Origin of the sequence: Sulfuricella sp. T08 (genome assembly GCF_000971475.1) — a bacterium.
Lineage (GTDB): Bacteria > Pseudomonadota > Gammaproteobacteria > Burkholderiales > Sulfuricellaceae > Sulfuricella.
In genome coordinates, this window is record NZ_DF967526.1 from 1 (window position 1) to 24354 (window position 24354).

Here is a 24354-nt window from a genome sequence, read left to right on the forward strand (position 1 = left end):
GGTGTAGCTTTGTCTTGGTATCCGATACATTTCAACCTCCAGTTGCCAGTTTAATAGGCTACTGCTGGTATCCGAAATTCGCAACCAAACTCAAAGTCCCTCGCCCATTTATGGGAGAGGGGTTGGGGAGAGGGTGTGGTTTAGTCCAGGATAGCCATCGGCTTGTATTCGTGGGCATCCACACCCTCGCCGCGTGCTTTCCATGGATCGTCCTGGGAATATTTCTGCGATTCGTAAAAACGTTCGGCATAGACCTTGCGCTGCTCGGCATCATCCACCACACGTTCCTTGACATAGGTCAGACCGCGTCGTTCTACCCAGGGTGCGGTGCGCTCCAGGTAATGCGCATCTTCGCGGTAGACCTGCATGAAGGCGGCGCAGTATTCCAGAACCTCTTCCTCGGTCTTTACATGGCACAGGAAATCGGTGGCGCGCACCTTGATTCCGCCGTTGCCACCGATATGCAGTTCCCAGCCCGAATCCACCGCGACTACGCCAAAGTCCTTGATGGTGGCTTCGGCGCAGTTGCGCGGGCAGCCCGAGACGGCCAGCTTGAACTTGTGTGGTGTCCACGAACCCCAGGTGAGTTCTTCCAGCTTGATCCCCATGGTTGTCGAATCCTGGGTACCGAAGCGGCACCATTGGCTGCCGACACAGGTTTTTACAGTACGCATGGCTTTGCCGTAGGCGTGTCCGGAGACAAATCCGGCTTCGGAAAGATCTTTCCAGATTCCCGGTAATTGTTCTTTCCTGATCCCCAGAAGATCGAGGCGCTGGCCGCCGGTAAACTTCACCGTGGGTACTTCCCAACGCTCGGCAATCTGAGCAATCGCCATCAGCTGTTTGGGCGAGGTGTCGCCGCCGAAGATACGCGGTATCACGGAGTAGGTGCCATCCTTCTGGATGTTGGCGTGCACGCGTTCGTTGATGTAGCGCGACTGGTTGTCATCCACGTATTCGGATGGCCACGCGCACAGCAGGTAGTAGTTCAGCGCCGTGCGGCACTTGTTGCAGCCATCGGGGGTTTTCCATTCCATGAAATGCATCAGCGCGGGTATGCTCTTGATGCCTTGGCGGGTGATGGTTTCGCGCACCTCGTCATGGGAATGCTCGGTACAGCCGCACATCGGTTTTTTGGATGGTGCAGTGGAATAGTCACCACCAACTGTCACTGCCAGCAGCGACTCCACCAGGCCGGTACATGACCCGCAGGAACTGGACGCCTTGGTATGGGCACGCACCTCATCCAGGGTAAAAAGCTTCTTGTCGCGGATGGCTTTGACGATATCGCCCTTGCAAACGCCATTGCAGCCGCAAATTTCGGCGCTGTCCGGCATGGCCGCGACGCGGGCATGAGGGTCGCCGTGGCCGGAATCGCCCAGATTGTGCTGGCCGAACAGCAGGGAAGAGCGAATATCCGAAACATCGGTCCCCTCGCGTAGTAGGTCGAAATACCAGCTGCCCTCCGTGGTGTCGCCATACAGCACCGCGCCCACCACCTTGTTGTCCTTGAGCACGACTTTCTTGTAATTGCCGCCCGACGGGTCGGAAAGCACGATGGCATCGGTGCCTTCAGCACCCATGTAATCTCCGGCGGAAAACAGGTCGATCCCGGTGACCTTGAGCTTGGTCGAGGTGAGCGAGCCTGTATAGCGGCCTATGCCATATTCAGCCAGATGATTGGCGGCTACTTTGGCCTGTTCGAACAGGGGTGCGACCAGTCCATAAGCCACGCCGCGGTGGCTGACGCACTCGCCTACGGCGTAGATGCGCGGGTCGAAGGTTTGCAGGGTGTCGTTAACCACCACGCCGCGATTGCAGTAGAGGCCGGCGCTTTCGGCCAGCTCCGTGTTGGGGCGTATGCCGACCGCCATCACCACCAGATCGGCGGGAATGCTATCGCCATCCTTGAAGCTCACCGCGCAGACGCGGCCGGATTCGCCAGGCACCAGCGCGTCGGTCTGCTTCTCCAGCAGGAATTTGAGGCCCTTGGCTTCCAGGCTTTGTTGCAGCAGGCGGGCCGCCGGTTCGTCGAGCTGGCGATCCATCAGCCAGGGCGCGATATGCACTACGGTCACGTCCATGCCGCGCAACATCAGGCCGTTAGCGGCTTCCAGGCCGAGCAGCCCGCCGCCGATCACCACTGCATTGCGGTAGCGGCTGGAAGCATCAAGCATAGCCTCAACGTCGCTGATATCGCGGAAGGAAACGACGCCTGGCAGTTCTGCGCCAGGAATGGGCAGGATGAAGGGGTTGGAGCCGGTGGATAGCAGCAGGCGATCATATTCCGCGCTGGTTCCGTCTTCGGCAAATACGATGCGATTTTTGCGATCGATCTTAGTGACTTTTTTGTTAATGTGCAGATGGATCTGATTCTGCTCGTACCAGTCCATCTCGTTGATGATGATGTCCTGTACCGTCTGCTCGCCAGCCAGGACCGGGGACAGCAGGATGCGGTTATAGTTGGGGTGAGGCTCGGCGCCAAATACGGTAATGTCGTATTTGTCAGCCGCGATTTTCAGCAGTTCCTCCAGCGTGCGCACTCCGGCCATGCCGTTACCCACGAGAACGAGTTTCTGTTTTTGCATGTATCAAGACTCCTGGTCACTTTGGCTACATCCAGATGTAGCCATCTAGGCACTGACAACAGCAACTATCGTGCCATTGGTATATTTGATTGATTGTTAAGCAGATATTCCATAGCAATGACGAAATATTGTTCTCTTCTGCCCCATAATGGGGCATATGCACAATTACTGGGCATGGCAACACGAGAAGGCGCACTACTTCGCTATTTCAGGCTGCGGGTCTAAGCTGGCGTCGATACAGGAAGTCCAGAACCGCACCGCGGTATTCGTGGTATTTCGGATTGTTCGCCAGTGCCAGACGCTCGCGCGGGCGCGGCAAGCTGACCGTCAGGATCTCGCCGATGGTAGCGGCCGGGCCGTTGGTCATCATCACGATGCGGTCGGACAGCAGGACGGCTTCGTCCACGTCGTGGGTCACCATGATCACCGTGCTTTTGGTTTCCGCGGCGATCTTCATCAACTCGTCCTGGAGGTGGGCGCGGGTCAAGGCATCCAGTGCGCCGAACGGCTCGTCCATCAGCAGCACTTTGGGCTGCATGGACAGGGCGCGGGCGATGCCGACCCGCTGCTTCATGCCGCCGGAAATTTCATGCGGATACTTGTGCTCGGCATGGCTAAGCCCGACCAGCGCGAGCGCTGCCTGGGTGCGTTTTTTCATGGATGCGCTGCTTTCTGCCCGGGCAAAGACACGCTCGACCGCCAGATGAACGTTTTCGAAGCAGGTCAGCCATGGCAGCAGGGAATGATTCTGGAACACCACTCCGCGTTCCGGACCAGGTCCGGCGATTTCCCGTCCGGCGCACAGCATTGCGCCGTTGCTGGGAATGGTCAGCCCGGCAACCAGGTTGAGCAGGGTGGATTTTCCGCAGCCCGAGTGACCGATCAGGGAGATGAACTCGCCTTGCTCGATGTTGAGGTTGATGTCGCGCAAAGCGACGAAGGGGCCTTTCTTGGTGTCGAAAGTCATTTGCACGTTTTCGATCTGAACATATTTTTCCATCAAATTCTCCCGATGTAGCCCGGATGGAGCGAAGCGCAATCCGGGGAAAGTTTCCCGGATTACGGCCTTGCGGCCTTCATCCGGGCTACCGATTTCACTCATATGAAAACCGCTTTGCCAGCAGTACCAGCATCTGCTCCAGCAGTAACCCGACGATGCCGACCACGAAGATGGCGATGATGATGTGCTCGACGTTGAGGTTGTTCCATTCGTCCCACACCCAGAAACCCAGGCCGACGCCGCCGGTCAGCATCTCCGCCGCCACGATCACCAGCCAGGCCACTCCGATGGAGAGACGGATGCCGGTCATCATGTAAGGCAGCACGGCGGGGAAGAGGATTTTGGTGAAAATCTTCCACTCCGACAGGTTGAGTACCTTTGCTACGTTCATGTAATCCTGCGGAATGCGGTTTACGCCGACTGCGGTGTTGATGATCATCGGCCAGATGGCAGAGATGAAAATCACCCAGATCGCTGCCGGATTGGCTGCCTTGAACACCAGCAAGCCAATCGGCAGCCACGCCAGGGGGGAAACCGGACGCAGCAGGCTGATGATCGGGGCGGTCATGGCGTTGAGAAACTTGAAGCGTCCGATCATGAAGCCGAGGGGAATGCCGATTGCCGCTGCCATGCCGAAGCCGATCCCCACCCGTTGCAGCGAGGCCAGGATATTCCAGCCGATGCCCTGATCATTGGGGCCCTTGTTGTAAAAAGGGTCGCTGAACAGCTGCTGTGCCGATGCCCAGGTCTTGAGCGGGCCGGGTAGTTGCGGGCTGGTCTGTGAGACCAGTGCCCAGATGCCGATGAAAATTGTCAGACCCAGCACCGGCGGAACCAGCCATTGAAAGAAATTTTTGGCTGCCAGGGAAAAACGTCGCCCGGCTGTGGGCACGGGTTCGCTCACATTGATAGATGGCGAAATATTGAAGACTTTGGCTGTGGCGACGGTTCCATCGCCTGCCGTGGTTTCCTTCAAGCTTTCTATGCCTGGATTCGCTGCATTCATTTTAAACTCCTGTTTGAGGGCTGCACCTCCGGGCTGGCGCAAGTGCCAGTCCGGAGACGGGCTCGTATTATGCCGAGCCGTAGGCAGCCTGTTTCATGGTAGAGGCCAGTACGCCATAAGCCTCGACCCACCCTTCCTTGACCTCGGGCGTAAAGCCTGCGCCTAGCCCTTGGCCCAAAGTCCAGATCAGGGCATTGCCCACGGTGTCGAAATGCTCTGCCTTGACGCCATATCCGACGTGACGGCGCCCTGATTCTTTCACCATTCCGATGATGGATTCGAGTCGGTCCAGGCTGTTGACGACCATGTTGATCATGATCATGAGCTTGCGTCCTTGCTCGACCATATCCCCGTTGAACAGGCTGCGCAGGGAAGGGTCCAGTTCGAACAGGCGGTTATAAAAGAGTCCGGCTGCAGTATCTTGAATGGGCACTACCTGCTGCCAGCTATTGCGAACCAGTTCTATTTTTTCAGGTGTCATGATGTACCTTTCAAATTTCTCATGAGTTGATTACGCTTTGATTTTGAAGCTGGCGGCGTAGGCTTTGGGGTTCTTGCCATCCCATACACTGCCGTCCATGAGCTTGCTGGTGCGCATGACATCCTTCGGAATGGGTGTCTTGGTCTGGGTTGCAGCCTGCTTGTACAGTTCGATCTGGTTGACCTTCTTGGCCACGGCCAGGTAGTCCGGATCTTCCTTGAGCAGGCCCCAGCGCTTGTGCTGGGTGAGGAACCACATGCCGTCGGAAAGGTAGGGGAAGTTCACCGCTCCATCTGCATAGAACTTCATGTAATTGGCGTCCTGCCATTTCTTTCCGTTGCCGTTGTCGTACTGGCCCATCATGCGGTCCTCGATGGAGTCAAAATCGGTGTTGACGTAGGATTTCTCGGCAATGATCTTGGCCACCTGCGAACGGTTCTTCATTTCGTCAATGTATTTGGATGCATCCAGCATCGCCATGATCATGGCTCGCGCGGTATTGGGGTATTTCTGCACAAATTCAGCCGTGGTGCCGAGCACTTTTTCCGGATGGTTTGTCCAGATGTCCTGGCTGGTAACAGCCGTAAAGCCCACGTTGTCGCGAATGGCCCGCGCGTTCCAAGGTTCGCCGACGCAAAATCCATCCATATTGCCTACCCGCATGTTGGCGATCATTTGCGGTGGCGGCACGGTGATGTTCTTCACGTCGGAGAATGGATTGATGCCATACGACGCCAGCCAGTAGTAAAGCCACATGGCGTGGGTGCCGGTGGGGAAGGTCTGGGCGAAAATATACTCGCGCGGCTCCTTCTTGATCAGCGCAGCCAGACTGGTGCCATCCACCGCACCTTTGGTCTTCAGCTGATTGGACAGGGAAATGGCCTGGCCATTGTTGTTGATGCTCATCAGTACCGACATGTCTTTCTTCGGCCCGCCGATACCCAGCTGAACCCCGTAGATCAGGCCGTACAGCACATGGGAAGCATCCAGTTCGCCGTTCACCAGCTTGTCGCGCACCCCGGCCCAGGAGGCTTCCTTGCTGGGCACGATTTTTATGCCGTATTTCTTGTCAAAGCCCATCACCGAAGCGATTACCACCGAGGCGCAATCAGTCAGAGGGATGAAGCCGATTTTGACCTCGGTCTTTTCCGGTGCATCGGAACCTGCTGCCCAGGCCCCGACACGTATTGCTGGATCGACCATGGACATCAATGCCCCGGCCCCCAGTAAAGTAGCGCCTTTTTTCATAAAATCTCTCCGGCTGTTTTTGGAATCTGTAGTCATGGTTTTCTCCTGGATAAAAAAACAAAAAAGGCGTCGCATCCGCGAAAGTGATTTCTCCCGCGAATGGACGCCTTTGTCCTTGATGAAGCCAACCGTCGTTGGTCGGCTCAGATTTTATTCACTTGCTGTGGCCCGTCGTTGGACCGTTGATTTACCTAAAGCAATACACGTGCCAGAATTATTTAACCCAGCAATTCCGTGATCTCGACCAACTGCCGTGCCACATCCGCCAAGCGAGAGCCCTTGTCCATGGCCGCTTTGCGCAAAGCTTGATAAGCTTCTTCTTCGGACCAGCCGCGCTGCCTCATCAAAATTCCCTTGGCGCGCTCCACATCCTTGCGCTCCGAAAGCTGGCCTTCCGCTTTTGCCAGATCCGCCCGCATTGCCTGAAATTCATTGAAGCGTGCAATCGCCACGTCCATGATGGGACGCAAGCGCTCGCTTTTCAGGCCATTTACAACATAAGCACTGACGCCGGCACGAATGGCAGCGCGGATCTTGTCGCTATCATCATCGTGGGTAAACATCACGATCGGGCGCGGCTGATCACGTCTGATAACGCATAAATTCTCCAGCGTGTCCCGGTCTGGGGACTCTGTATCCAGAATGATCAGATCCGGTTTCAATTCAGCCACCAGGCCAGGCAGATCGGCACTGGAGGAGACGTGAGCCACAATCTTGCAGCCCGCATCCTGCAAGGCGTGCTTAAGAAGCGCCGCGCGCTCGAAGGTTTCGTCTACCAGCAAGACGCGAAGAGGGAATTCAGAGGGTTTGACGGGGGATTTCATAACTTGCCAATAATGCAATTCTCATACCATGGCAGGCAACTGATTGATCCTGAATAGAATCATTGAAAATAGAAGGTGTGACCAAAAGACAGGGCTATATGGGCGCACCAAAAACGGGCGAGATTTCCACCTGATGCGCCAAACGTGAGCCGACTTTAATGGAAAGGGGGAGACGGACTCGCTCGCCCCTTCCTCTATTACTTGCGGTTTTTGACCAGGAAGCGATCAAGTTGGCTGGCAAAGGCTTTGCGGTCGTTCTGGCTGAGCGATGCAGGGCCGCCAGTTTCCACGCCGCTGCTGCGCAGGATGTCCATGAAGTCGCGCATGTTGAGGCGTTCGCGTATCGTGTCCGGAGTGTAAAACTCACCCCTGGGGTTGAGTGCGTGGCCGCCTTTTGCGATGACCTCGGCGGCCAGAGGGATGTCGGCGGTGATCACCAGGTCGCCTGGTTCCAGATGCTGGACGATCTTGCCATCCGCGACATCGAAGCCGGCGGGGACCTGGATGGCCTTGATATAGCGAGATGGCGGGGTGCGCAGGAACTGGTTTGCGACCAGCGTCATTGGGATTTGAGCCCGCTCGGCGGCGCGAAACAGGATTTCCTTGATGACGCCGGGGCAGGCATCGGCATCGACCCAGATTTGCATGGATTATTCTTTCGGTGAAACGCCGGATTGATGGGGGGAGCGGTTATGCAGCTTCGTGTGGGTCCAGGCGCTCCAGAACTTGCCGGGCCAGTCCGCGGCAGACGTTGTTCAGCATCGTCGGCAGGCTGGGCGGAATCTGGCTTTCCAGCAACAGCTTGCTGGCGCTCACCGCGTACACCGGGTCGAGCAGGCGCGGCCGGTAATCCTGCATCAGCTCGTCCAGCGAACGCTCCGCCGTCATCTGCTGCCACGCATTGGTCGGCCATTGGGACGGAATGCCATAAGCCTCGGGGAAAGCGTCAAGGTCGTTGCGCACGGTGCGGATGTCCTCGTGGGAATCGCGAAAAGGCAGCAGAATGAGGTCCGATATTTCGTAGAGCTGGCTATCCATTTCCGGCCGATTGCCACCGCCGTCGATTACCCCCAGCCACTCCGGCATGAATTCCAGCTTGGCTATGATTTTTTCAAGCTTGTCCGGTGAGCGGCCATCAATGGGCGTATAGCGTCGGTCTCCTCGCGTCAGGGGCTCCCGAGATATATCTGTGAGTACCGCGATAGAGCGCATGCCGAGCAACCCGAAGCCGTGGCACAACATGTGCGTAATGCTGGTTTTGCCGGTGCCGCCCTTGTTGCCGATGATGCAAATCAGCTGTTTCACGCGCCCTCCATCAATGCTGCCCAGAGAAAAATCAGATCATGCCCCGGATCTAGCGTAGCGAAATTTGGGAATGTTGTCAGCAGCAGGGGTTTTATCCTGGGTGACGCAGATTACTTGCGGCTGGCCTCATTGCGCGCGCGCTGGGCGTCGGCGTTGCGCTTGAGCCGGCGCCGATCCAGCCACCAGGCCATTACCGGCAGCAAGAACAGCCCGCCAGGTGCCACGAACAGGACGATATAGGGGCTTATTTTCGCCAGATTGCGCAAGTGCTCCCGGATATGCTGCCGATCATCATTGGTCCAGTGATAACCGTTGCGCTGCTTCATGAGCAGCGGCATCAGCTCCCGCATCTGGGTCATCTCTTCCAATAGCTGCGTCCGCTCCCGATTCTGGAGTGCGAACAGCCCCTTTCCCAAGCGTAATACGGGGGTAAACATGACGGTTGATACGGCTCCGATCTGGCGGAACAGTATTGAGAAGGGTTTGGACACTGGGGTAAGGTCTGGGAATTAAGTTGCGAGAATACCGCCTGATGGGGTTTTCGCGCAAGCGGGCGCGCGGGGAGGGGCGTTGCGCGCAGCGGAATACTCAACAACAGGGATTATTTCATTCTGGAGGGCAGTTTGATCGTCTTGCCGGCGACCATGAACGCGCCTTTGCCGAGATGATGAATCGTCCGCGGATGTTTCATCGACGGGTCTATCCACGCCTTGAGCACTTCGAGGATAAAGAAGTTGTAGCGGGTCACCATCTTCCCGTCGACGACCTTGCATTCAAGGCTGGCATAGCATTCGTCGATGAGGGGCGCCTGGACACACGAGGCGGCTACTGGCGTGAGGCCAAAGTGCTTGAACTTGTCGATGTTGCGCCCGGAAGTGTTGCCGCAGCCCACCACCTTTTCCGCCAGTTCCACCGTCGGGATGTTGATCACGCATTCTTTGGTGGCCTTCAGGATGTCGAACGAGTGGTTCCGGTTGCTGATCACACACCCCACCAGCGGCGGCTCGAATTCGATCATGGTGTGCCACGATTGGGTCATGATGTTCGCGCCATCCTTGCCGGCGGTCGTAACCAGCACGACAGGCCCCGGTTCGAGCAGGCCATAGACCTTGGGCAAGGGAAAGGAATTCTTCGCCATCTCGGCACCCCCGTTTCGACACTCCGCATAGTGGAATCGTAGGGTGCGTGGGACGCACCCTGCATAATTATCGGCGTTTTGAGAGAATTCGAATTACACCCCGTTCTTCTTCAGCCATGCCTGCATGCGCTTCCATCCGTCTTCGGCGGCATCCTTGCGATAGCTGGGCCGGTAATCGGCGTGGAAGGCATGGGGCGCGTCGGGATAGACATGAATCTCGGACTTGCCGCCGGCCTTCTTGATGGCAGCACGCATGGCCTCCACATCGTCCAGCGGGATGCCCTGATCCTGGCCGCCGTAAAGCCCCAGTACCGGGGCCTTCAGTTGCGCCACAAGGTCGAGCGGGTATTTCGGCGTAAGCTCGGTATTCACCCCGTCAATCCGGCCGTACCAGGCCACGGCAGCCTTGAGGCGGGGGTTGTGGGCAGTGTAGAGCCAGGTGATGCGCCCACCCCAGCAGAAGCCGGTGATCGCCAGGCGTGACGTATCGCCACCATGGGCCTTGGCCCATGCTTCGCAGGCGTCGAGGTCGCTCATGACCTGAGCGTCCGGCACTTTGGCGACGATATTGTCGAGGATCTCCTGGATGCTGCTGATTTTGCGTGGATCGCCATGGCGCGCAAACAGTTCCGGGGCGATGGCCAGATAGCCGAGTTTGGCTAGCCGCCGGCAGATATCGGCGATATGTTCATGGACACCGAAGATCTCGGAAACCACCAGGATCACAGGAAAGTTGGCGCCCTTGTCTGGTTGCGCGCGATAAGCGACCATTTCGCCATCCCTGACGGGAACCTTGATTTCACCTGCAATCAGGCCATCGGTGCTGGTTTTGATCACGGTTTCGGCCATGACCGGCTGAGTGGCGAGGGCGAAACCCACGCCCAGCATGCTAATGACGAAAGCACGACGGGTGAAGGGGGTGTTGGGTACCAGGCTATCGAATTCTGGGTTGCTGGATCGGGGTGTCGTCTTGCCCATTTTGTTGACTCCAATGTAGAAGAGATATAGGGAGGTATGTGTCAGATGCCAAGTACTCTGAAGCGCCAGGAGCAATGGGTCATTTCTCCAGATATTGCAGCTTGTCCTCAACTCCCTTCCATTTCTCTGCTTCGGGAAGAGGGTCTTTCTTCGAGTTGATTACCGGCCAGATTTTTGCCAGTTTCGCATTGATTTCGATAAACTTCTCCTGCCCCGGCGGCAGGTCCGCCTCGGGAAAAATCGCTTCAGCCGGACATTCCGGCACGCATACATCGCAATCGATGCATTCGTCCGGGTCGATCGCCAGGAAATTTGGCCCCTCGTGAAAGCAGTCCACCGGGCAAACAGCCGCACAGTCGGTGTACTTGCAGAGGATGCAGTTTTCGGTCACGACATAAGTCATTGCAGTACTCCCTATCAGGTATCTTCGTATCATGAAGACACAACCATATTAAAAATAGCAGATTGAGTGATAAGTGATATCTGAAAAAATATTGTCCAAATCTTGCCGTTTCAGGAGGCTTGGCGAGCATGCTAGTGTGAACTAATCGTAATAAACCCTATTGCTTGTGTGGCATATACTTTATGACATTAATCAATAAAAGAGGGGGGTTTGCCATGAATGCGCGTACTTTGCCATTTCCATTTCCATTTCCATTTCTGTTGTTTCTGGCCGCGTTGTTTGCGTCTGTCACCGCATTTGCTTCTGATAGTGGGCTGAAGGTCAGTCCGTCATCGGTCCTCATGAATGCGGGCGCCACGGCCACGCTGGCTGTGTCGAACGCCTCCGGTTCGGTCTCTGCAACTTCTCACGAAACATCTGTGGTGAGCGCTTCCTATGCCAGCGGGAAGGTTACGCTGAAAGGGCTCAAGGCGGGCTCGACCACCGTTACCGTAAAAGACAGCCAGACCAGTAAAGAGATACCGGTCTTCGTGATGGCTACAAGCACGGGCGGCACCACGACAAGCGGAGGCACCACAACCACCACAAGCGCTTATACGCTTTTGGCGTGGAACGATCTGGGCATGCACTGTATGGATGGTCTGGATTTTTCGGTTTTCGCCATCTTGCCCCCATATAACTCCCTGCATGCTCAACTGAAGGACAAGTCGGGCAAACTGATTGCCAGCAACGTGAAGATTACTTACGAAGCAGTGGCGGACAGTACCGGCTCCATCAATACTTCCAGTGCGAATAAAACCAATTTCTGGTCATGGGTCAATGGCCTGGTTGGCCTCAACCCGGCACCTAATGTCGGCCTCAATCTGGACGGACTAGCCACGGGTACCCCCGCCCCTGGTAACAAGGCTCCTTCCCTTATCCCTGCACCGATGAGCTACAACACCCAGTACGCCTGGTTCGAAGCTGAGGGTATCCCCGTTACGCCGTATGATGACACGTTCAAAAAGAACTTTTATCCTACGGTTAAAGTGGTCGCCAAGGATCTTAGCGGCAAGGTACTGGCCACTACCACGACAGTGCTGCCAGTGAGCGATGAGATGACCTGTAAGGGTTGTCACTCTTCCATTACCACGGGCAATGCCGCGGCGATGGCGGCCAAGCCGACGACTGGCTGGGTTTTCGATGCCAATGCCGACAGGGACTGGAAGAAAAATATTCTGAAACTGCATGATCAGAATAAGCTATCCAATACGTTGTACAAGACGGGCCTTAGCCAAAATGGTTACAACGCAAGTGGCTTGTTGGCTACTGCGAATGGCGGGAAACCGGTTCTATGCGTTGCCTGCCATGCCAGTAATGCTTACTTTGACAAGCTGAACAAAACAACGGTGATGAAAGGTGTAACGGGAATCTCTCCGTTTACCCAAGCGCTGCACACCAAGCATTCCACGGTAAAAGATCCTGCAACCCTGTTACCACTGGATAACATTAATGATCGTACTTCGTGCTACTTGTGCCACCCGGGCTCGGCTACTCAATGTCTGCGTGGCGCCATGGGCAAAGCGGTAGATGCCAATGGCAAATTGCTGATGAGTTGCCAAAGCTGTCACGGCAATAATGCGCAGGTTGGCAATAAAGCTCGTCAAGGGTGGTACAACGAGCCGACTTGCGAGGCTTGTCACAATAGCGCTGCACCTAACAAGCGTGCACTTAGCGGTGTGAATTCCAGCGGAGTCGCCATCGTGCCAACTGACCATACATTCGCTACCAACGCCAACACCCCTGTGACGGGATTGAATTTATACCGTTTCAGTAAAGGGCATGGAGGTTTGCAGTGCGAGGCTTGTCACGGTGCAACTCATGCGGTCTACCCATCCAGTCATGCTGATGACAATACGCAGAGTATTGCGGTGCAGGGTCATGCGGGAACGGTTGCTGAATGTGTCGCTTGTCATGCGACGACGCTACCGGTCACTGCCAATGGCGGGCCACATGGTTTGCACACTTTCGGCCAAGGCTGGGTTTCTGGCCATGAGAGCGCAGCGAAGGCAGGCACCACCTCCTGTACATACTGCCATGGTGCTGATTATCGTGGCACCGCGTTGAGCCAGGTCAAGATGGCCAAGACCTTCACGGTGGAAAATGGCACGAAGAGTTTCGCCGCCGGGCAGAAAGTGGGCTGCTACGACTGCCATAACGGACCGAATCCATAACGATAGAATCTAAACCCTCTGCAAAACCGCCCCATCCGGGGCGGTTTTTTTTGGTGTGCCCGGCAGGGCGCACTGGCAAGGTGGGTTTTACGCCTTCACCCCTTCCCATGCTTTTTGCAGCCTTTTGACTGATACCGGATAAGGCGTTTTCAACTCCTGCGCAAACATCGACACCCGCAATTCCTCCATCATCCAGCGAAACTTGCCCAGCTCCGGGTCGATGATCCCTTCCTTGCGGTGCTTCTCCAGCCGCTTCTGGTAGTCCTGCCATAGCGCCCGGATGGCAACAGTGTATTTGGCGTCGCGCTCGACCGCGCCGGAGAGTTTTTCCAGTCGGCGCACGGTGGCCTTGAGGTAGCGCGGCAGGTGCTGCAACTGTTCCCACGGGGTGGCGCTGAGAAAGCCCTTGTAGACCAGGTTGGCAAGCTGTTCGCTGATGTCGGCGGCGACGTTGCCGGGCGGTTTGGCGGCAAGCTTGGCCTGTATCGCCTGATAGTCGGCGGCGATGGCGGCAAGGATGCGGCAGGCGGCATCCGAGACGGCGGCGAGGCGGGTGCGGGCGCGGTCTTTCTGGGTGGTGAAGGCTTTTGTGGTGCGGGGCAATTCGTCGTCGCCGAGGAAGGCGCGGTCGGTGATGGCGGTGAGCAGGTCTTCTCTCAGGTCGTCGGGGTTGGCGACAGCGCGCAGCAGGAGGGCGGTCTGGGTGAAGCCGGGCAGGCTCTTGTCCAGTTGCTTCATCTGCGGGTTGAGGACGAGCCGCAACAGTCTTCTGACTCCGGCGCGCATCGCGGCATCTGCGGCTTCGGGGGTGTCGAACAATCGGATCGAGACAGAATCGCTGTCGTCCTCCAGCGCCGGATAGCCGGTGAGGGACTGGCCGCTGCGGGTGAATGCGATCTTCTCGGGAAGGTCACCAAAATCCCAGTTGGTGAGGCCTTCTTTCTCGATATTGAGCTGCGGCGCTTGGGCGAAGGTGAGCCTGGCGGCCTGGCCGAGTTTTTCCCTGAGCGCGGCGAGGTCGCGGTCGGAGGCCATCTCTGCGCCGGCCTCGTCCACCACCCTGAAGTTCATGCGCAGGTGCAGTGGCAGGTCAGTTTCCTTCCAGGTGTCGGGCGGAACTTCCTGGCTGGTTTTCTTGTGGATGTAGGCGGCGAGGGATTCGGTGAGCGAGCCTTGGCCGATGGGCATCGCCATCAGCGCTGCCGTAACAAAATCCGGCACCGGCACGCAGGCCGAGCGCAGCCGCTTGGGCAGCGCCTTGACCAGCACGGTGATCTTCTCGCGGATCATGCCCGGCACCAGCCAGTCGAAGCGCCTGGCGTCCATCTGATTCAAGAGGTGCAGCGGCACGGTGAGGGTGACACCGTCGAGCGTATGGCCGGGCTCGAAGCGGTAGGCGAGGCGGCAGGCGGTTTCGCCCACGCTTAAGATTTCTGGAAACAGTTCAACAGTGACAGCATCGGCGCCGTGGCGCATCAGGTCGTCCTTGCTCATGTACAGCAGTCGATCAGAGCCAGCGTTTTTTACGTTTGCCCCCTCTCCCGCTTGCGGGAGAGGGTTGGGGAGAGGGAGTTTTTTCGGCGGGGCACCCCTCTCCCCAACCCTCTCCCCGGCGGGGCGAGGGGGCAAAGGTGAAGGACGCTTGTTTTGATCGGCCAGCCATTTGTCGAAATCCGCGCCGTTATGGATGCCCTCCGGTATACGGGCGTCGTAGAAGGCGTAAATGCGCTCCTCGTCCACCAGTACGTCCTGGCGGCGCGACTTGTGCTCCAGTTCTTCGACTTCGGCAACGAGCTTGCGGTTGTGTTCGAAGAACGGCGATCGGGTGTTGAATTCACCCGCCACCAGCGCACCCTTGATGAAGATGTCGCGCGACTCGGTCGGGTTGATGGTGCCGTAATGGACGCGGCGGCGCGGCACCAGAGTCAGGCCGTACAGGCTGACGCGTTCGAAGGCGGCGACCTGGGCGGTGGCCTTTTCCCAGTGGGGATCGAAGTAGTGGCGGCGCAGCAGGTCGACGGCGACCTTTTCTATCCATTCCGGTTCGATCCTGGCGGCGCAGCGGGCGTAGAGCTTGGTGGTTTCGGTCAGCTCCGCAGCCATCACCCATTTTGGCGCTTTCTTGAAAATCACCGAACCGGGGAAGAGGTGGAACTTGATTTCGCGCGCCCCGGCGTACTCCTGGGTTTCGGTCTTGACGCCGAGGTTGCCGAGCAGCCCGGCGAGCAGGGCGCGGTGGATTTCCTCGTAACTGGCCGGGGTCTGGTTCGGGCGCAGGCCGATCTCGACGACTTGGGCGTGAAGCTGGCCGTGGATTTCGCGCCACTCGCGCAAACGCGTGGCGGAGAGGTAATGCTCGCGGCACAGGTCGAGCAGTTTGCGGTTGGATTTCTTGTGTTTCAGCGCTTCGTCGTAGAACGCCCACAGCTTGATGTAGGCGACGAAGTCGGAATTGTCGTCCTGGAATTGGCGATGTTTGTCGTCCGCCGCCTGCTGGCGGTCCATCGGGCGGTCACGCGGGTCCTGCACGGATAATGCGGATGCAATGATCAGCACTTCGGTCAAACAGTTTTCTGCCTTGGCTGCGAGGATCATGCGGGCGATGCGCGGGTCGATCGGAAACTTGGCGATCTGCCGACCGGTTTCGGTCAGCGCACGCTGGTCATCCACCGCGCCGAGTTCTTCCAGTAGCTTGAAGCCGTCGGTGATGGCGCGGGAATCGGGCGGTTCAAGGAACGGGAAGTCCTCGATGTCGGCCAGACCCAGCGCCTTCATCCGCAGGATCACGGCGGCGAGGTTGCTGCGGCGGATTTCCGGGTCGGTGAAGGCGGGGCGGGTGTTGAAATCCTCCTCCGCATACAGCCGTACGCACACCCCGCTCATCACCCGGCCGCAACGGCCGGCGCGCTGGTTGGCGGAGGCCTGGGAGATTTTTTCGACCTGCAAACGCTCCACCTTGGAGCGGTAGCTGTAGCGCAGCAGGCGGGCGTAGCCGGGGTCGATGACGTAGCGGATGCCGGGCACGGTGAGCGAGGTTTCCGCCACGTTGGTGGCGAGCACGATGCGGCGCGCCCCGCCGGGCTTGAACACGCGCTCCTGCTCGGCGGCGGAAAGGCGGGCGAACAGGGGCAGGATTTCGCTGCCGGCGGGGTGATGCTTGCGTAAGGCTTCGGCGCAGTCGCGGATCTCGCGTTCGCCGGGGAGGAAGATCAGGATGTCGCCGGAGCCGGTGCGCGAGACTTCGTCCACGGCATCGAGAATGGCCTCCTCGATATTTGCATCGCTAACCTCTTCTTCTACTTTTCCGCTCTCATTCTTGCGCTGGTGCAGTGGCCGGTAGCGGGTTTCCACCGGGTACAGCCGGCCCGAAACCTCGATCACCGGGGCGCCGTCGAAGTGATTTGAAAACCGCTCCGCATCGATGGTGGCCGAGGTGACGATGACTTTCAGGTCGGGGCGTTTCGGCAGGATCTGCTTCAGGTAACCGAGGAGGAAATCGATGTTGAGGCTGCGCTCGTGCGCTTCGTCGATGATGATGGTGTCGTAAGCAGAAAGGAAGCGGTCGTTCTGGGTTTCCGCCAGCAGGATGCCGTCGGTCATCAGCTTGATGTAGCTGTCCGTGCTGGTGTGATCGGAAAAGCGCACCTTGTAGCCTACCACCTGGCCGAGCGGGCTCTTCAGTTCCTGCGAGATACGCGAGGCCACGGTGCGGGCGGCGATGCGGCGCGGCTGGGTGTGGCCGATCAGGCCGGCGGCGCCGCGCTTGAGTTCCAGGCAGATTTTCGGCAGCTGGGTGGTCTTGCCCGAGCCGGTTTCGCCGCAGACGATGACCACCTGGTTGGCGGCGATGGCGGCGGCGATGTCCGCACGCTTGCCCGAGACCGGCAGCTCTTCAGGATAGATGGGAACGGGCAGCCGCTCCAGCCTTTGCTTCAGCCGCCCGGCAGAGCGCTCCACTGCGCCTTGCAGTTGCTGCAGCGCGACGTCCACGGGCTTGTTGGCGGTGGCCAGTGCGCGCAGCTTGTCCAGTTGCCGCCGGAAAGCGTGGCGGTCTGAGATCATGCAGGCGGGAAGCGCGGCGGCGAGGGTTCGGAGTGTCTGGTGCACGGCTGTTTGCAGGTAAGCAGGTGTGGCCGGAATTATACACCGGGGGCAAGCGGAAATTACTTGACTAAATTACTTGGTATTTGTATATTTAAATCAAATTTAGTACATGCTTCCCCTGTTCCGCCTTGTCGATTCGTCGGCGGGCGGTTTTTTTTGCCCTTTTTTCGTCTAAATAAAACTTGTATAAGATATCTTAGATAGATTATATGATGACTGTTGCCTGGCTTCACGAGTCATGGTAGTTTGAACATGTCATCGTCAGTTTTGTCTTAGAATGATTGAACAGATCGTCATTAAGGGGTGTTTCGATGTCTCAAACAAGCATGGTTACCATCGACGGCAATGAGGCCGCCGCCTATATCGCTCATCTGACCAACGAGGTGATCGCGATTTACCCGATTACCCCGTCCTCGCCGATGGGGGAATACGCCGATGCCTGGTCGGCGGAGGGTGTCAAAAACCTGTGGGGTACTATTCCGGAAGTGATCGAGATGCAGAGCGAGGGAGGCGCCGCTGGTGCCATACACGGCGCGTTGCAGACGGGTTCCCTGGCGACCACCTTTACCGCCTCGCAGGGCTTGCTGCTGATGATTCCCAACATGTACAAGATCGCCGGCGAACTGACGCCCTTTGTCATGCACGTGGCGGCGCGCTCGCTGGCGGCCCAGGGGCTGTCGATTTTCGGCGACCACAGCGACGTGATGTCGGTTCGGGCCACCGGATTCGCCTTCCTCGCCTCGAACTCGGTGCAGGAGGCGATGGACATGGCGCTGATTGCCCAGGCCGCGACGCTTGAATCGCGCGTGCCTATCCTGCACTTCTTCGACGGTTTCCGCACCTCCCACGAGGTAGCCAAGGTCGAGCAGGTGCCGGTCGAGGTGGTGCGCGAGATGATCGACGACAAGCTGGTGTTCGCCCACCGCGCCCGCGCGCTGTCGCCGGACCATCCTGCGATTCGCGGCACGGCGCAGAACCCGGACGTGTACTTCCAGGCACGCGAGACGGTCAACCCGTTCTACGACCGCATGCCGGAAATCGTGCAGAGAACCATGGATAAATTCGCCGGACTTACCGGCCGCCAGTACCATATCTACGAATATGTCGGCGCACCGGATGCCGAGCGCGTGATGGTGCTGATGGGTTCCGGCGCGGAGGCGGCCGAGGAAACCGTGGATCACCTCAACGCCCACGGCGAGAAGGTGGGCCTGGTGAAGGTGCGTTTGTACCGCCCGTTTGCGGCGGATGAACTGCTCAGTATCATTCCCGCCACGGCCAGGCGCATAGCCGTGATGGATCGCACCAAGGAACCCGGCGCAGACGGCGAGCCGCTGTACAAGGACGTGGTGACGGCGATTGCCGAAGCTTTCACCGCGGGCGAAGGCAAGTTCGCGACCATGCCGCGCGTGGTCGGCGGGCGCTACGGCCTGTCTTCCAAGGAGTTTACGCCGGGCATGATCAAGGGCGTGTTCGACGAACTGAAAAAGGACCAGCCCAAGAACCATTTCACCATCGGCATCATCGACGACCTCACCCACACCAGTCTGGAGTGGGATGCAGATTTCCGCACCGATGCCGGCCACGGCGTGAATCGCTGCATGTTTTACGGCTTGGGTTCGGATGGCACGGTGGGCGCCAACAAGAACACCATCAAGATCATGGGCGAGGAAACCGAGCTCTACGATCAGGGCTATTTCGTTTACGACTCGAAAAAAGCCGGCGCGGCGACTATTTCCCACCTGCGTTTCTCGCCCAGGCCGATCCATTCCCCCTATTTGATCGGCGACAACGAGGCCAACTTCGTCGGCTGCCACCAGCCGATCTTCCTTGAGCGCTACGACATGCTGAGCTCGGCTGCGGAAGGGGCGGTGTTCCTGCTCAATTCGCCGGAGCCGGCGGGCAAGGTGTGGAACACCCTGACCCACACGATGCAGCAGCAGATTATTACCAAGAAGCTGGAATTCTATGTCATCGACGCCTACGCTATCGCCAAGGCGACCGGCATGGGCACCCGTATCAATACCATCATGCAGACCTGTTTCTTCGCCATTTCCGGCGTGCTGCCGCGCGACGTGGCGATCGAGAAGATCAAGCACGCCGCCGAAAAATCCTACAGCAAGAAGGGCAGGGCGGTGGTCGAAGCCAACTGGAAGGCGATCGACGAAACCATAGCCAACCTGCACAAGGTGGAAGTGACTAAGCAAGCCACCAGCACCCACGAGATGCCGGAGACAGTGCCGGCCTTCGCGCCCGAGTTCGTGCGCAAGATCACTGCCGAGATCATGGCCGGCCATGGCGACCGGCTGCCGGTCAGCGCGCTGCCCAACGATGGTACCTGGCCCACCGGCACTTCGCAGTGGGACAAGCGCAACCTGGCGCAGGAAATCCCGGTGTGGGACGAGGAACTGTGCATCTATTGCGGCAAGTGCCCGTTCGTCTGTCCGCACACTGCCATCCGCTCCAAGGTGTTCCCTGCCGGCATGGCCGAGGGTGCCCCGCCCACTTTCAAGCACATTCAGGTCAAGGGCAAGGAATTCGAGCAGGGCATGCACATCAGCTACCAGGTTGCGCCCGAAGACTGCACCGGTTGCACTTTGTGCGTGGATATCTGCCCGGCGGTTTCCAAGGTCGATGGCCACAAGGCATTGGAAATGCGGCCGCAGGCGCCACTGCGCGAACAGGAACGCGAGAATTTCAAGTTCTTCCTGACTCTGCCGGAGTTCGATCGTACCAAGCTGCGCACCTCCACCATCAAGGGTGCGATGGTGATGGAGCCCTTGTTCGAATTCCCCACCGCCTGCGTCGGCTGCGGCGAAACGCCCTACATCCGTCTCGCCAGCCAGCTGTTCGGCGACCGCATGGTAATCGCCAATGCTACCGGCTGCTCCTCGATCTACGGCGGCAATCTGCCGACCACTCCCTACAGCCAGAACGTCGAAGGACGCGGCCCGGCCTGGGCGAACTCGCTGTTCGAGGACAACGCCGAATTCGGCCTGGGTTTCCGTGTCAGCATCGACAAGCATGCCGAGCATGCCGGCGAATTGCTGGAAAAGTTGAAGGACCGTATTGATGGCGTGTTGGTGGATGCCATTCTCAACGCCGATCAGACCACGGAAGCCGGTATCTTCGCCCAGCGCGAGTGCGTCGAGCAGCTGCGCCAGGTTCTGGCCGGCATCGATGCAGCCGAGGCGCGGCAGCTGGAAAGCCTGGCCGATTACCTGGTGAAGAAAAGCGTGTGGATTATCGGCGGCGACGGCTGGGCCTATGACATCGGCTTCGGCGGCCTCGACCATGTGATCGCTTCCGGCCGCAACGTCAACATCCTGGTGCTCGACACCGAGGTCTATTCCAACACCGGTGGCCAAGCCTCCAAGGCCACGCCGCGCGGCGCCATGGCCAAGTTCGCCGCCGGTGGCAAGCATACCGGCAAGAAGGATCTGGCGCAGATCGCCATGAGTTACGGCCACGTCTACGTCGCCCATGTCGCCTACGGCGCGAAGGACATTCACACCCTGAAGACCTTCCTCGAGGCGGAATCCTTCGACGGCCCGTCGCTGATCATCGCCTACAGTCCTTGCGGCGAGCACGGTTACGATCTGAGCAAGCAGCACCAACAGCAGGAACTGGCGGTGAGCTCAGGGCATTGGCCGCTGTTCACCTTCGATCCGCGGCGCGAACAGGAAGGCAAGAATCCGCTCAAGCTGGATTCGCAGAGGCCGTCCGTGTCCTACCGCGAGTTCATCCAGAACGAGCCGCGCTTCCGCGGACTGGTGAAGGAAATGGATAGTGACGGCGGGGAAGTGCTGGCGTTCTACGAGAATGAACTGCAGAAGCGCTTCGCTTTTTATGAGCAGATGGCGGGCGTTTCCGGCAAGGGGGCCGAAGCTGGCGTCAAGAAGGAACCAACTGAAACCTGATTGGTCTTAGTTTGTGTAGTTCCTCCCCTTGGCCGTGCCGGTTTTCTGGCACGGCGTTTTTTTTTGGATGTTACCAATCCACAGCGGAATCAATGAATCGATAGGATTGTTTCTTTAATACCAATAGTATTCAGCGTCGCGTTGACGCGATAAAAAACATCGATAACCCCATGCGTTATGGCGTGGCCATGCCGGATGCAGGTGCCTGGAAACCTACGAAGAACGATAAAAGCGGCGCCTATCCTTGTGACTGTGCGTTCCCGCCCCTACAATACCGCCTTATCCCCCAATAAAATCCGGTTTCACTGCATTGTCAAAGCGCTACCTCAACCGCTCCACCCATGTCTGGCTGTCGATCCGCCACTGGAAGCGGCGACTGCTGTTCTGGACCGGAGCTATCTGCGTCGGCGCAGCCGCAGTCTTCTTCGCCCGGGGAAGTGAAGAATCCAACCAGCTATTCCACCGTATCATCGAGTTTTCCCCCTACCTGCCACTGATTATCGCGCCTGCCGGACTTGCGCTGGTGGCTTACATCACCCGCCGTTTTTTCCCGGGTTCCCAGGGTAGCGGTATTCCTCAGACCATAGCCGCCCTCAAAATGCAGGACAGCAAAGACCGTGAATCCGTGCTTTCGCTGCGCATCGCCCTGGGAAAAATCCCCCTGACCCTGATCGCCCTGCTGTCGGGCGCATCCGTGGGGCGCGAAGGCCCGACGGTTCAGATCGGCGCCGCCATCATGCATTCCCTCGGAAAGCTGGGCCGTTTTCCCCGCCTGGAAATGGAACGAGGACTGATCCTTGCCGGCGGGGCTGCCGGCGTGGCGGCTGCCTTTAACACCCCACTTGCCGGCGTGGTATTCGCCATCGAGGAAATGAGCCGGTCCTTCGAGGAAAAAACCAACGGCATCGTGCTTACCGCAGTGATCGTTGCCGGCATGACCTCGCTCGCCATGATGGGCAATTACACTTACTTCGGCTACACAGATGCATCGCTCGATCTCGACCACGGCTGGATTGCGGTTCTGGTCTGCGGCGTCACGGGCGGCCTGCTCGGCGGCTTGTTCAGCCGCATCCTGATTGCTTTTTCACGCGGCATCCCGGGCCGCATCGGTGCTCTGATGAAGGAGCGTCCGATCGTTTTCGCCGCCCTGTGCGGCTTCGTGCTGGCGCTGATCGGCCTGCTTTCCGGCAGCACTACCTACGGCACCGGTTATCAGGAAGCACAGCAAATCATCTCTGAAGGCGCTCCCCTGCCTGAAACCTACGGCATCCTCAAAATGCTGGCGACGATCGTTTCCTATGTGAGCGGCATTCCGGGCGGTATTTTTGCGCCTTCGCTGGCGATTGGCGCCGGCTTCGGCTCCAACCTGGCGGAAATAATGCCCTATGCACCGGCCGGTGCTGTAGTGATTCTCGGTATGGTGGCCTATTTTGCAGGCGTGGTGCAGGCACCCATTACCGCCTTCGTCATCGTGATGGAAATGACCAATAACCACGCCATGCTGCTCCCGCTCATGGCGGCCTCGATCATCGCCTCGGCCACTTCGCGCCTGATCTGCCACAAGCCTTTATACAAGAGCCTGGCTGACAACTTCCTGCAGCGTTCCACCAGCACGGCAGTTCCTTCCCTGCTGCTTCCCGATCCGCCGCAGCAGGAAGCGAACGGCAAACCACCAGCTCCCTGAATACGCCCTTAATTATTGATAAGCCGTCACGCTAAACGAGAATGTCAACTTCGACATTCCGCATGTTTTTTGCACTATTTGTTGCGCTTCAGGTAGCGTACGTCGTCGAACGTGCTGACCCAGTGCGGCACGTAAACCACCATCAGGGTGATTGCCATGCCGGTGGTGACTGCCTCGGACCAGGCCATCAGGATGAAGTAGGGCAGGTAGTCGTGGTAGAGATAAGCCGGCAGGTAGGTGCCGGACAGTTGCAGCAGCAGTGTTCCGCCCAGCCCGGTGACAGCCATCGCCAGTGCGCCACCGAAAAAGGCGTTGAGAAAGATGTAAACGAAAAGATGGTTGGGCAGTTTTCGATCCACCAGCCAGTAGATACCGTAGCTCACGGCTACCGGCAAGGCGCCCATGATGAGCGCATTCCAGCCGTATCCCTGCCAGCCGCTCATGCCTGCCAGGGTGACGGCCGTCAGAACAATGGTGAGTCCGAGCAAGGCCAGTTGCGGCCCGAACATCAGCGTCATGGCGGTAGTACCGAGCAGGTGAAAGTTCAGCCCCGGCTTGATGCCGGTCTTGATGCTCCAGAGTGCCATGAGAAGCACGCAGGTGCCCAGCCACACATTCAGCGGGCTGGCATCCTTGAGCTTGCGCCAGGGTGCAGTCAGGACTGCCCAGAACAGGACCAGTGCATAGAGTCCCTGTCCGGTCCAGTACCAGCCTGAAGGCAGTAGATTGTCAGGTAAATTCATCCTGTTATTTTAGGCTATACTCCGCCTTATTTTACTTTGTGGAGATTGATTTTGCGACTGGTGCTATTTGATCTGGACAACACACTGCTTTCCGGAGACAGCGATTTCGAGTGGGCACAGTTCCTGATCGAGCGCGGCGTGCTCGATCGCGAGGTTTACGAGGCGCGCAACCAGTCGTTCTACGATCAGTACAAGGCCGGCTCGCTGGATATCCACGAGTTCCTGGACTTTCAGTTGAAACCGCTGTCGCGCCACCCGCGGACCCAGCTGGATATCTGGCATGGGCAATTCATGCGCGAAAAGATTTTACCGATCATTAACCAGAAGGCGCGCGACCTGGTCGACCGGAGCCTGCGCGAGGCGGACCTGGTGGCGATCATCACCGCCACCAACAGCTTCGTCACGATGCCGATCGCCAGAGCGTTCGGGGTCGAGCACCTGATCGCGACGGAACCGGAACAGAACGGCGTCGAATTCACCGGCAAGGTGGCCGGCACGCCCAGCTTCCGCGAGGGAAAAATCACCCGGCTCGAAGCCTGGTTGAAACAGCGCGGGGTGGACTGGGAAGGTGTGCAGGAGAGCTGGTTCTACAGTGATTCCCTTAACGATCTGCCGCTGCTGGAACAGGTCAGCAACCCGGTGGCGGTGGATCCCGATCCTACTCTGAAGGTGCATGCCGAGAACAGCGGCTGGCCGATCATTTCCCTGCGGAATTAAGCAGC

Annotated in this window: 18 protein-coding genes; 4 read left to right on the forward strand and 14 right to left on the reverse strand. The window is 58.2% G+C overall.

The window, feature by feature from the left end; translation table 11 throughout:
* Positions 1–140 precede the first annotated feature (140 nt).
* The 12 genes from nirB to fdxA form a co-directional block, all read right to left on the reverse strand.
* Entirely contained in the window at positions 141–2588 is a 2448-nt protein-coding gene (gene nirB, locus SCT_RS03385; protein WP_059419058.1) for a nitrite reductase large subunit NirB, read from the reverse strand.
* Between the two features lie 208 nt (positions 2589–2796).
* The gene (locus tag SCT_RS03390) at positions 2797–3588 is read right to left on the reverse strand and encodes an ABC transporter ATP-binding protein (protein ID WP_059419135.1); all 792 of its coding nucleotides are present in this window, start codon (positions 3586–3588) and stop codon (positions 2797–2799) included.
* A gap of 94 nt (positions 3589–3682) precedes the next feature.
* On the reverse strand, positions 3683–4594 hold the full coding sequence (gene ntrB / locus SCT_RS03395; RefSeq protein ID WP_059419060.1) for a nitrate ABC transporter permease: 912 nt from the start codon (positions 4592–4594) through the stop codon (positions 3683–3685).
* A 67-nt stretch (positions 4595–4661) separates the two neighbouring features.
* Positions 4662–5075, reverse strand: a complete 414-nt coding sequence (locus SCT_RS03400; RefSeq protein WP_059419063.1) for a globin family protein — start codon at positions 5073–5075, stop codon at positions 4662–4664.
* Between the two features lie 30 nt (positions 5076–5105).
* On the reverse strand, positions 5106–6359 hold the full coding sequence (locus SCT_RS03405; RefSeq protein WP_059419066.1) for a CmpA/NrtA family ABC transporter substrate-binding protein: 1254 nt from the start codon (positions 6357–6359) through the stop codon (positions 5106–5108).
* A 182-nt stretch (positions 6360–6541) separates the two neighbouring features.
* A complete protein-coding gene (locus SCT_RS03410) occupies positions 6542–7147 on the reverse strand; it encodes an ANTAR domain-containing response regulator (RefSeq protein ID WP_059419068.1) in 606 nt (201 codons plus the stop codon).
* Positions 7148–7344: 197 nt separating this feature from the next.
* Entirely contained in the window at positions 7345–7794 is a 450-nt protein-coding gene (locus SCT_RS03415) for a YaiI/YqxD family protein (protein ID WP_059419070.1), read from the reverse strand.
* A 43-nt stretch (positions 7795–7837) separates the two neighbouring features.
* Positions 7838–8452: a hypothetical protein gene (locus SCT_RS03420; RefSeq protein ID WP_059419073.1), complete on the reverse strand. Its 615-nt coding sequence runs from the start codon at positions 8450–8452 to the stop codon at positions 7838–7840.
* 110 nt (positions 8453–8562) lie between these two features.
* A complete protein-coding gene (locus tag SCT_RS03425; protein WP_082098164.1) occupies positions 8563–8889 on the reverse strand; it encodes a hypothetical protein in 327 nt (108 codons plus the stop codon).
* 164 nt (positions 8890–9053) lie between these two features.
* The gene (locus SCT_RS03430) at positions 9054–9590 is read right to left on the reverse strand and encodes a flavin reductase family protein (protein ID WP_059419080.1); all 537 of its coding nucleotides are present in this window, start codon (positions 9588–9590) and stop codon (positions 9054–9056) included.
* 93 nt (positions 9591–9683) lie between these two features.
* Positions 9684–10568, reverse strand: a complete 885-nt coding sequence (locus SCT_RS03435) for a dienelactone hydrolase family protein (RefSeq protein WP_059419081.1) — start codon at positions 10566–10568, stop codon at positions 9684–9686.
* Between the two features lie 79 nt (positions 10569–10647).
* Positions 10648–10971, reverse strand: coding sequence for a ferredoxin FdxA (fdxA, locus tag SCT_RS03440; RefSeq protein WP_059419086.1), 324 nt, complete (start codon positions 10969–10971; stop codon positions 10648–10650).
* Between the two features lie 182 nt (positions 10972–11153).
* Between fdxA and SCT_RS03445 the strand changes: the two genes are divergently transcribed.
* Positions 11154–13184, forward strand: coding sequence for an Ig-like domain-containing protein (locus tag SCT_RS03445; RefSeq protein WP_237759598.1), 2031 nt, complete (start codon positions 11154–11156; stop codon positions 13182–13184).
* Positions 13185–13271: 87 nt separating this feature from the next.
* Here SCT_RS03445 and hrpA read toward each other — a convergent pair whose 3' ends face one another.
* Positions 13272–17246 (reverse strand): ATP-dependent RNA helicase HrpA, encoded by a 3975-nt coding sequence (gene hrpA / locus SCT_RS03450; protein WP_059419137.1) that lies wholly within the window; start codon positions 17244–17246, stop codon positions 13272–13274.
* A 353-nt stretch (positions 17247–17599) separates the two neighbouring features.
* Here hrpA and nifJ point away from each other — a divergent pair, with 353 nt between their 5' ends.
* Both nifJ and SCT_RS03460 read left to right on the forward strand, forming a co-directional pair.
* On the forward strand, positions 17600–21205 hold the full coding sequence (gene nifJ, locus SCT_RS03455; protein WP_059419090.1) for a pyruvate:ferredoxin (flavodoxin) oxidoreductase: 3606 nt from the start codon (positions 17600–17602) through the stop codon (positions 21203–21205).
* Positions 21206–21515: 310 nt separating this feature from the next.
* Positions 21516–22889, forward strand: coding sequence for a chloride channel protein (locus tag SCT_RS03460; RefSeq protein WP_059419092.1), 1374 nt, complete (start codon positions 21516–21518; stop codon positions 22887–22889).
* 74 nt (positions 22890–22963) lie between these two features.
* Here the strand turns inward: SCT_RS03460 and SCT_RS03465 are convergent, their stop codons facing one another.
* Positions 22964–23632, reverse strand: coding sequence for an energy-coupling factor ABC transporter permease (locus SCT_RS03465; protein ID WP_059419096.1), 669 nt, complete (start codon positions 23630–23632; stop codon positions 22964–22966).
* Positions 23633–23683: 51 nt separating this feature from the next.
* On the opposite strand from SCT_RS03465, the gene SCT_RS03470 reads away from it, so the two are divergent.
* Complete coding sequence (locus tag SCT_RS03470) at positions 23684–24349, forward strand: HAD family phosphatase (protein ID WP_059419100.1); 666 nt, start codon at positions 23684–23686, stop codon at positions 24347–24349.
* Positions 24350–24354: the final 5 nt, after the last annotated feature.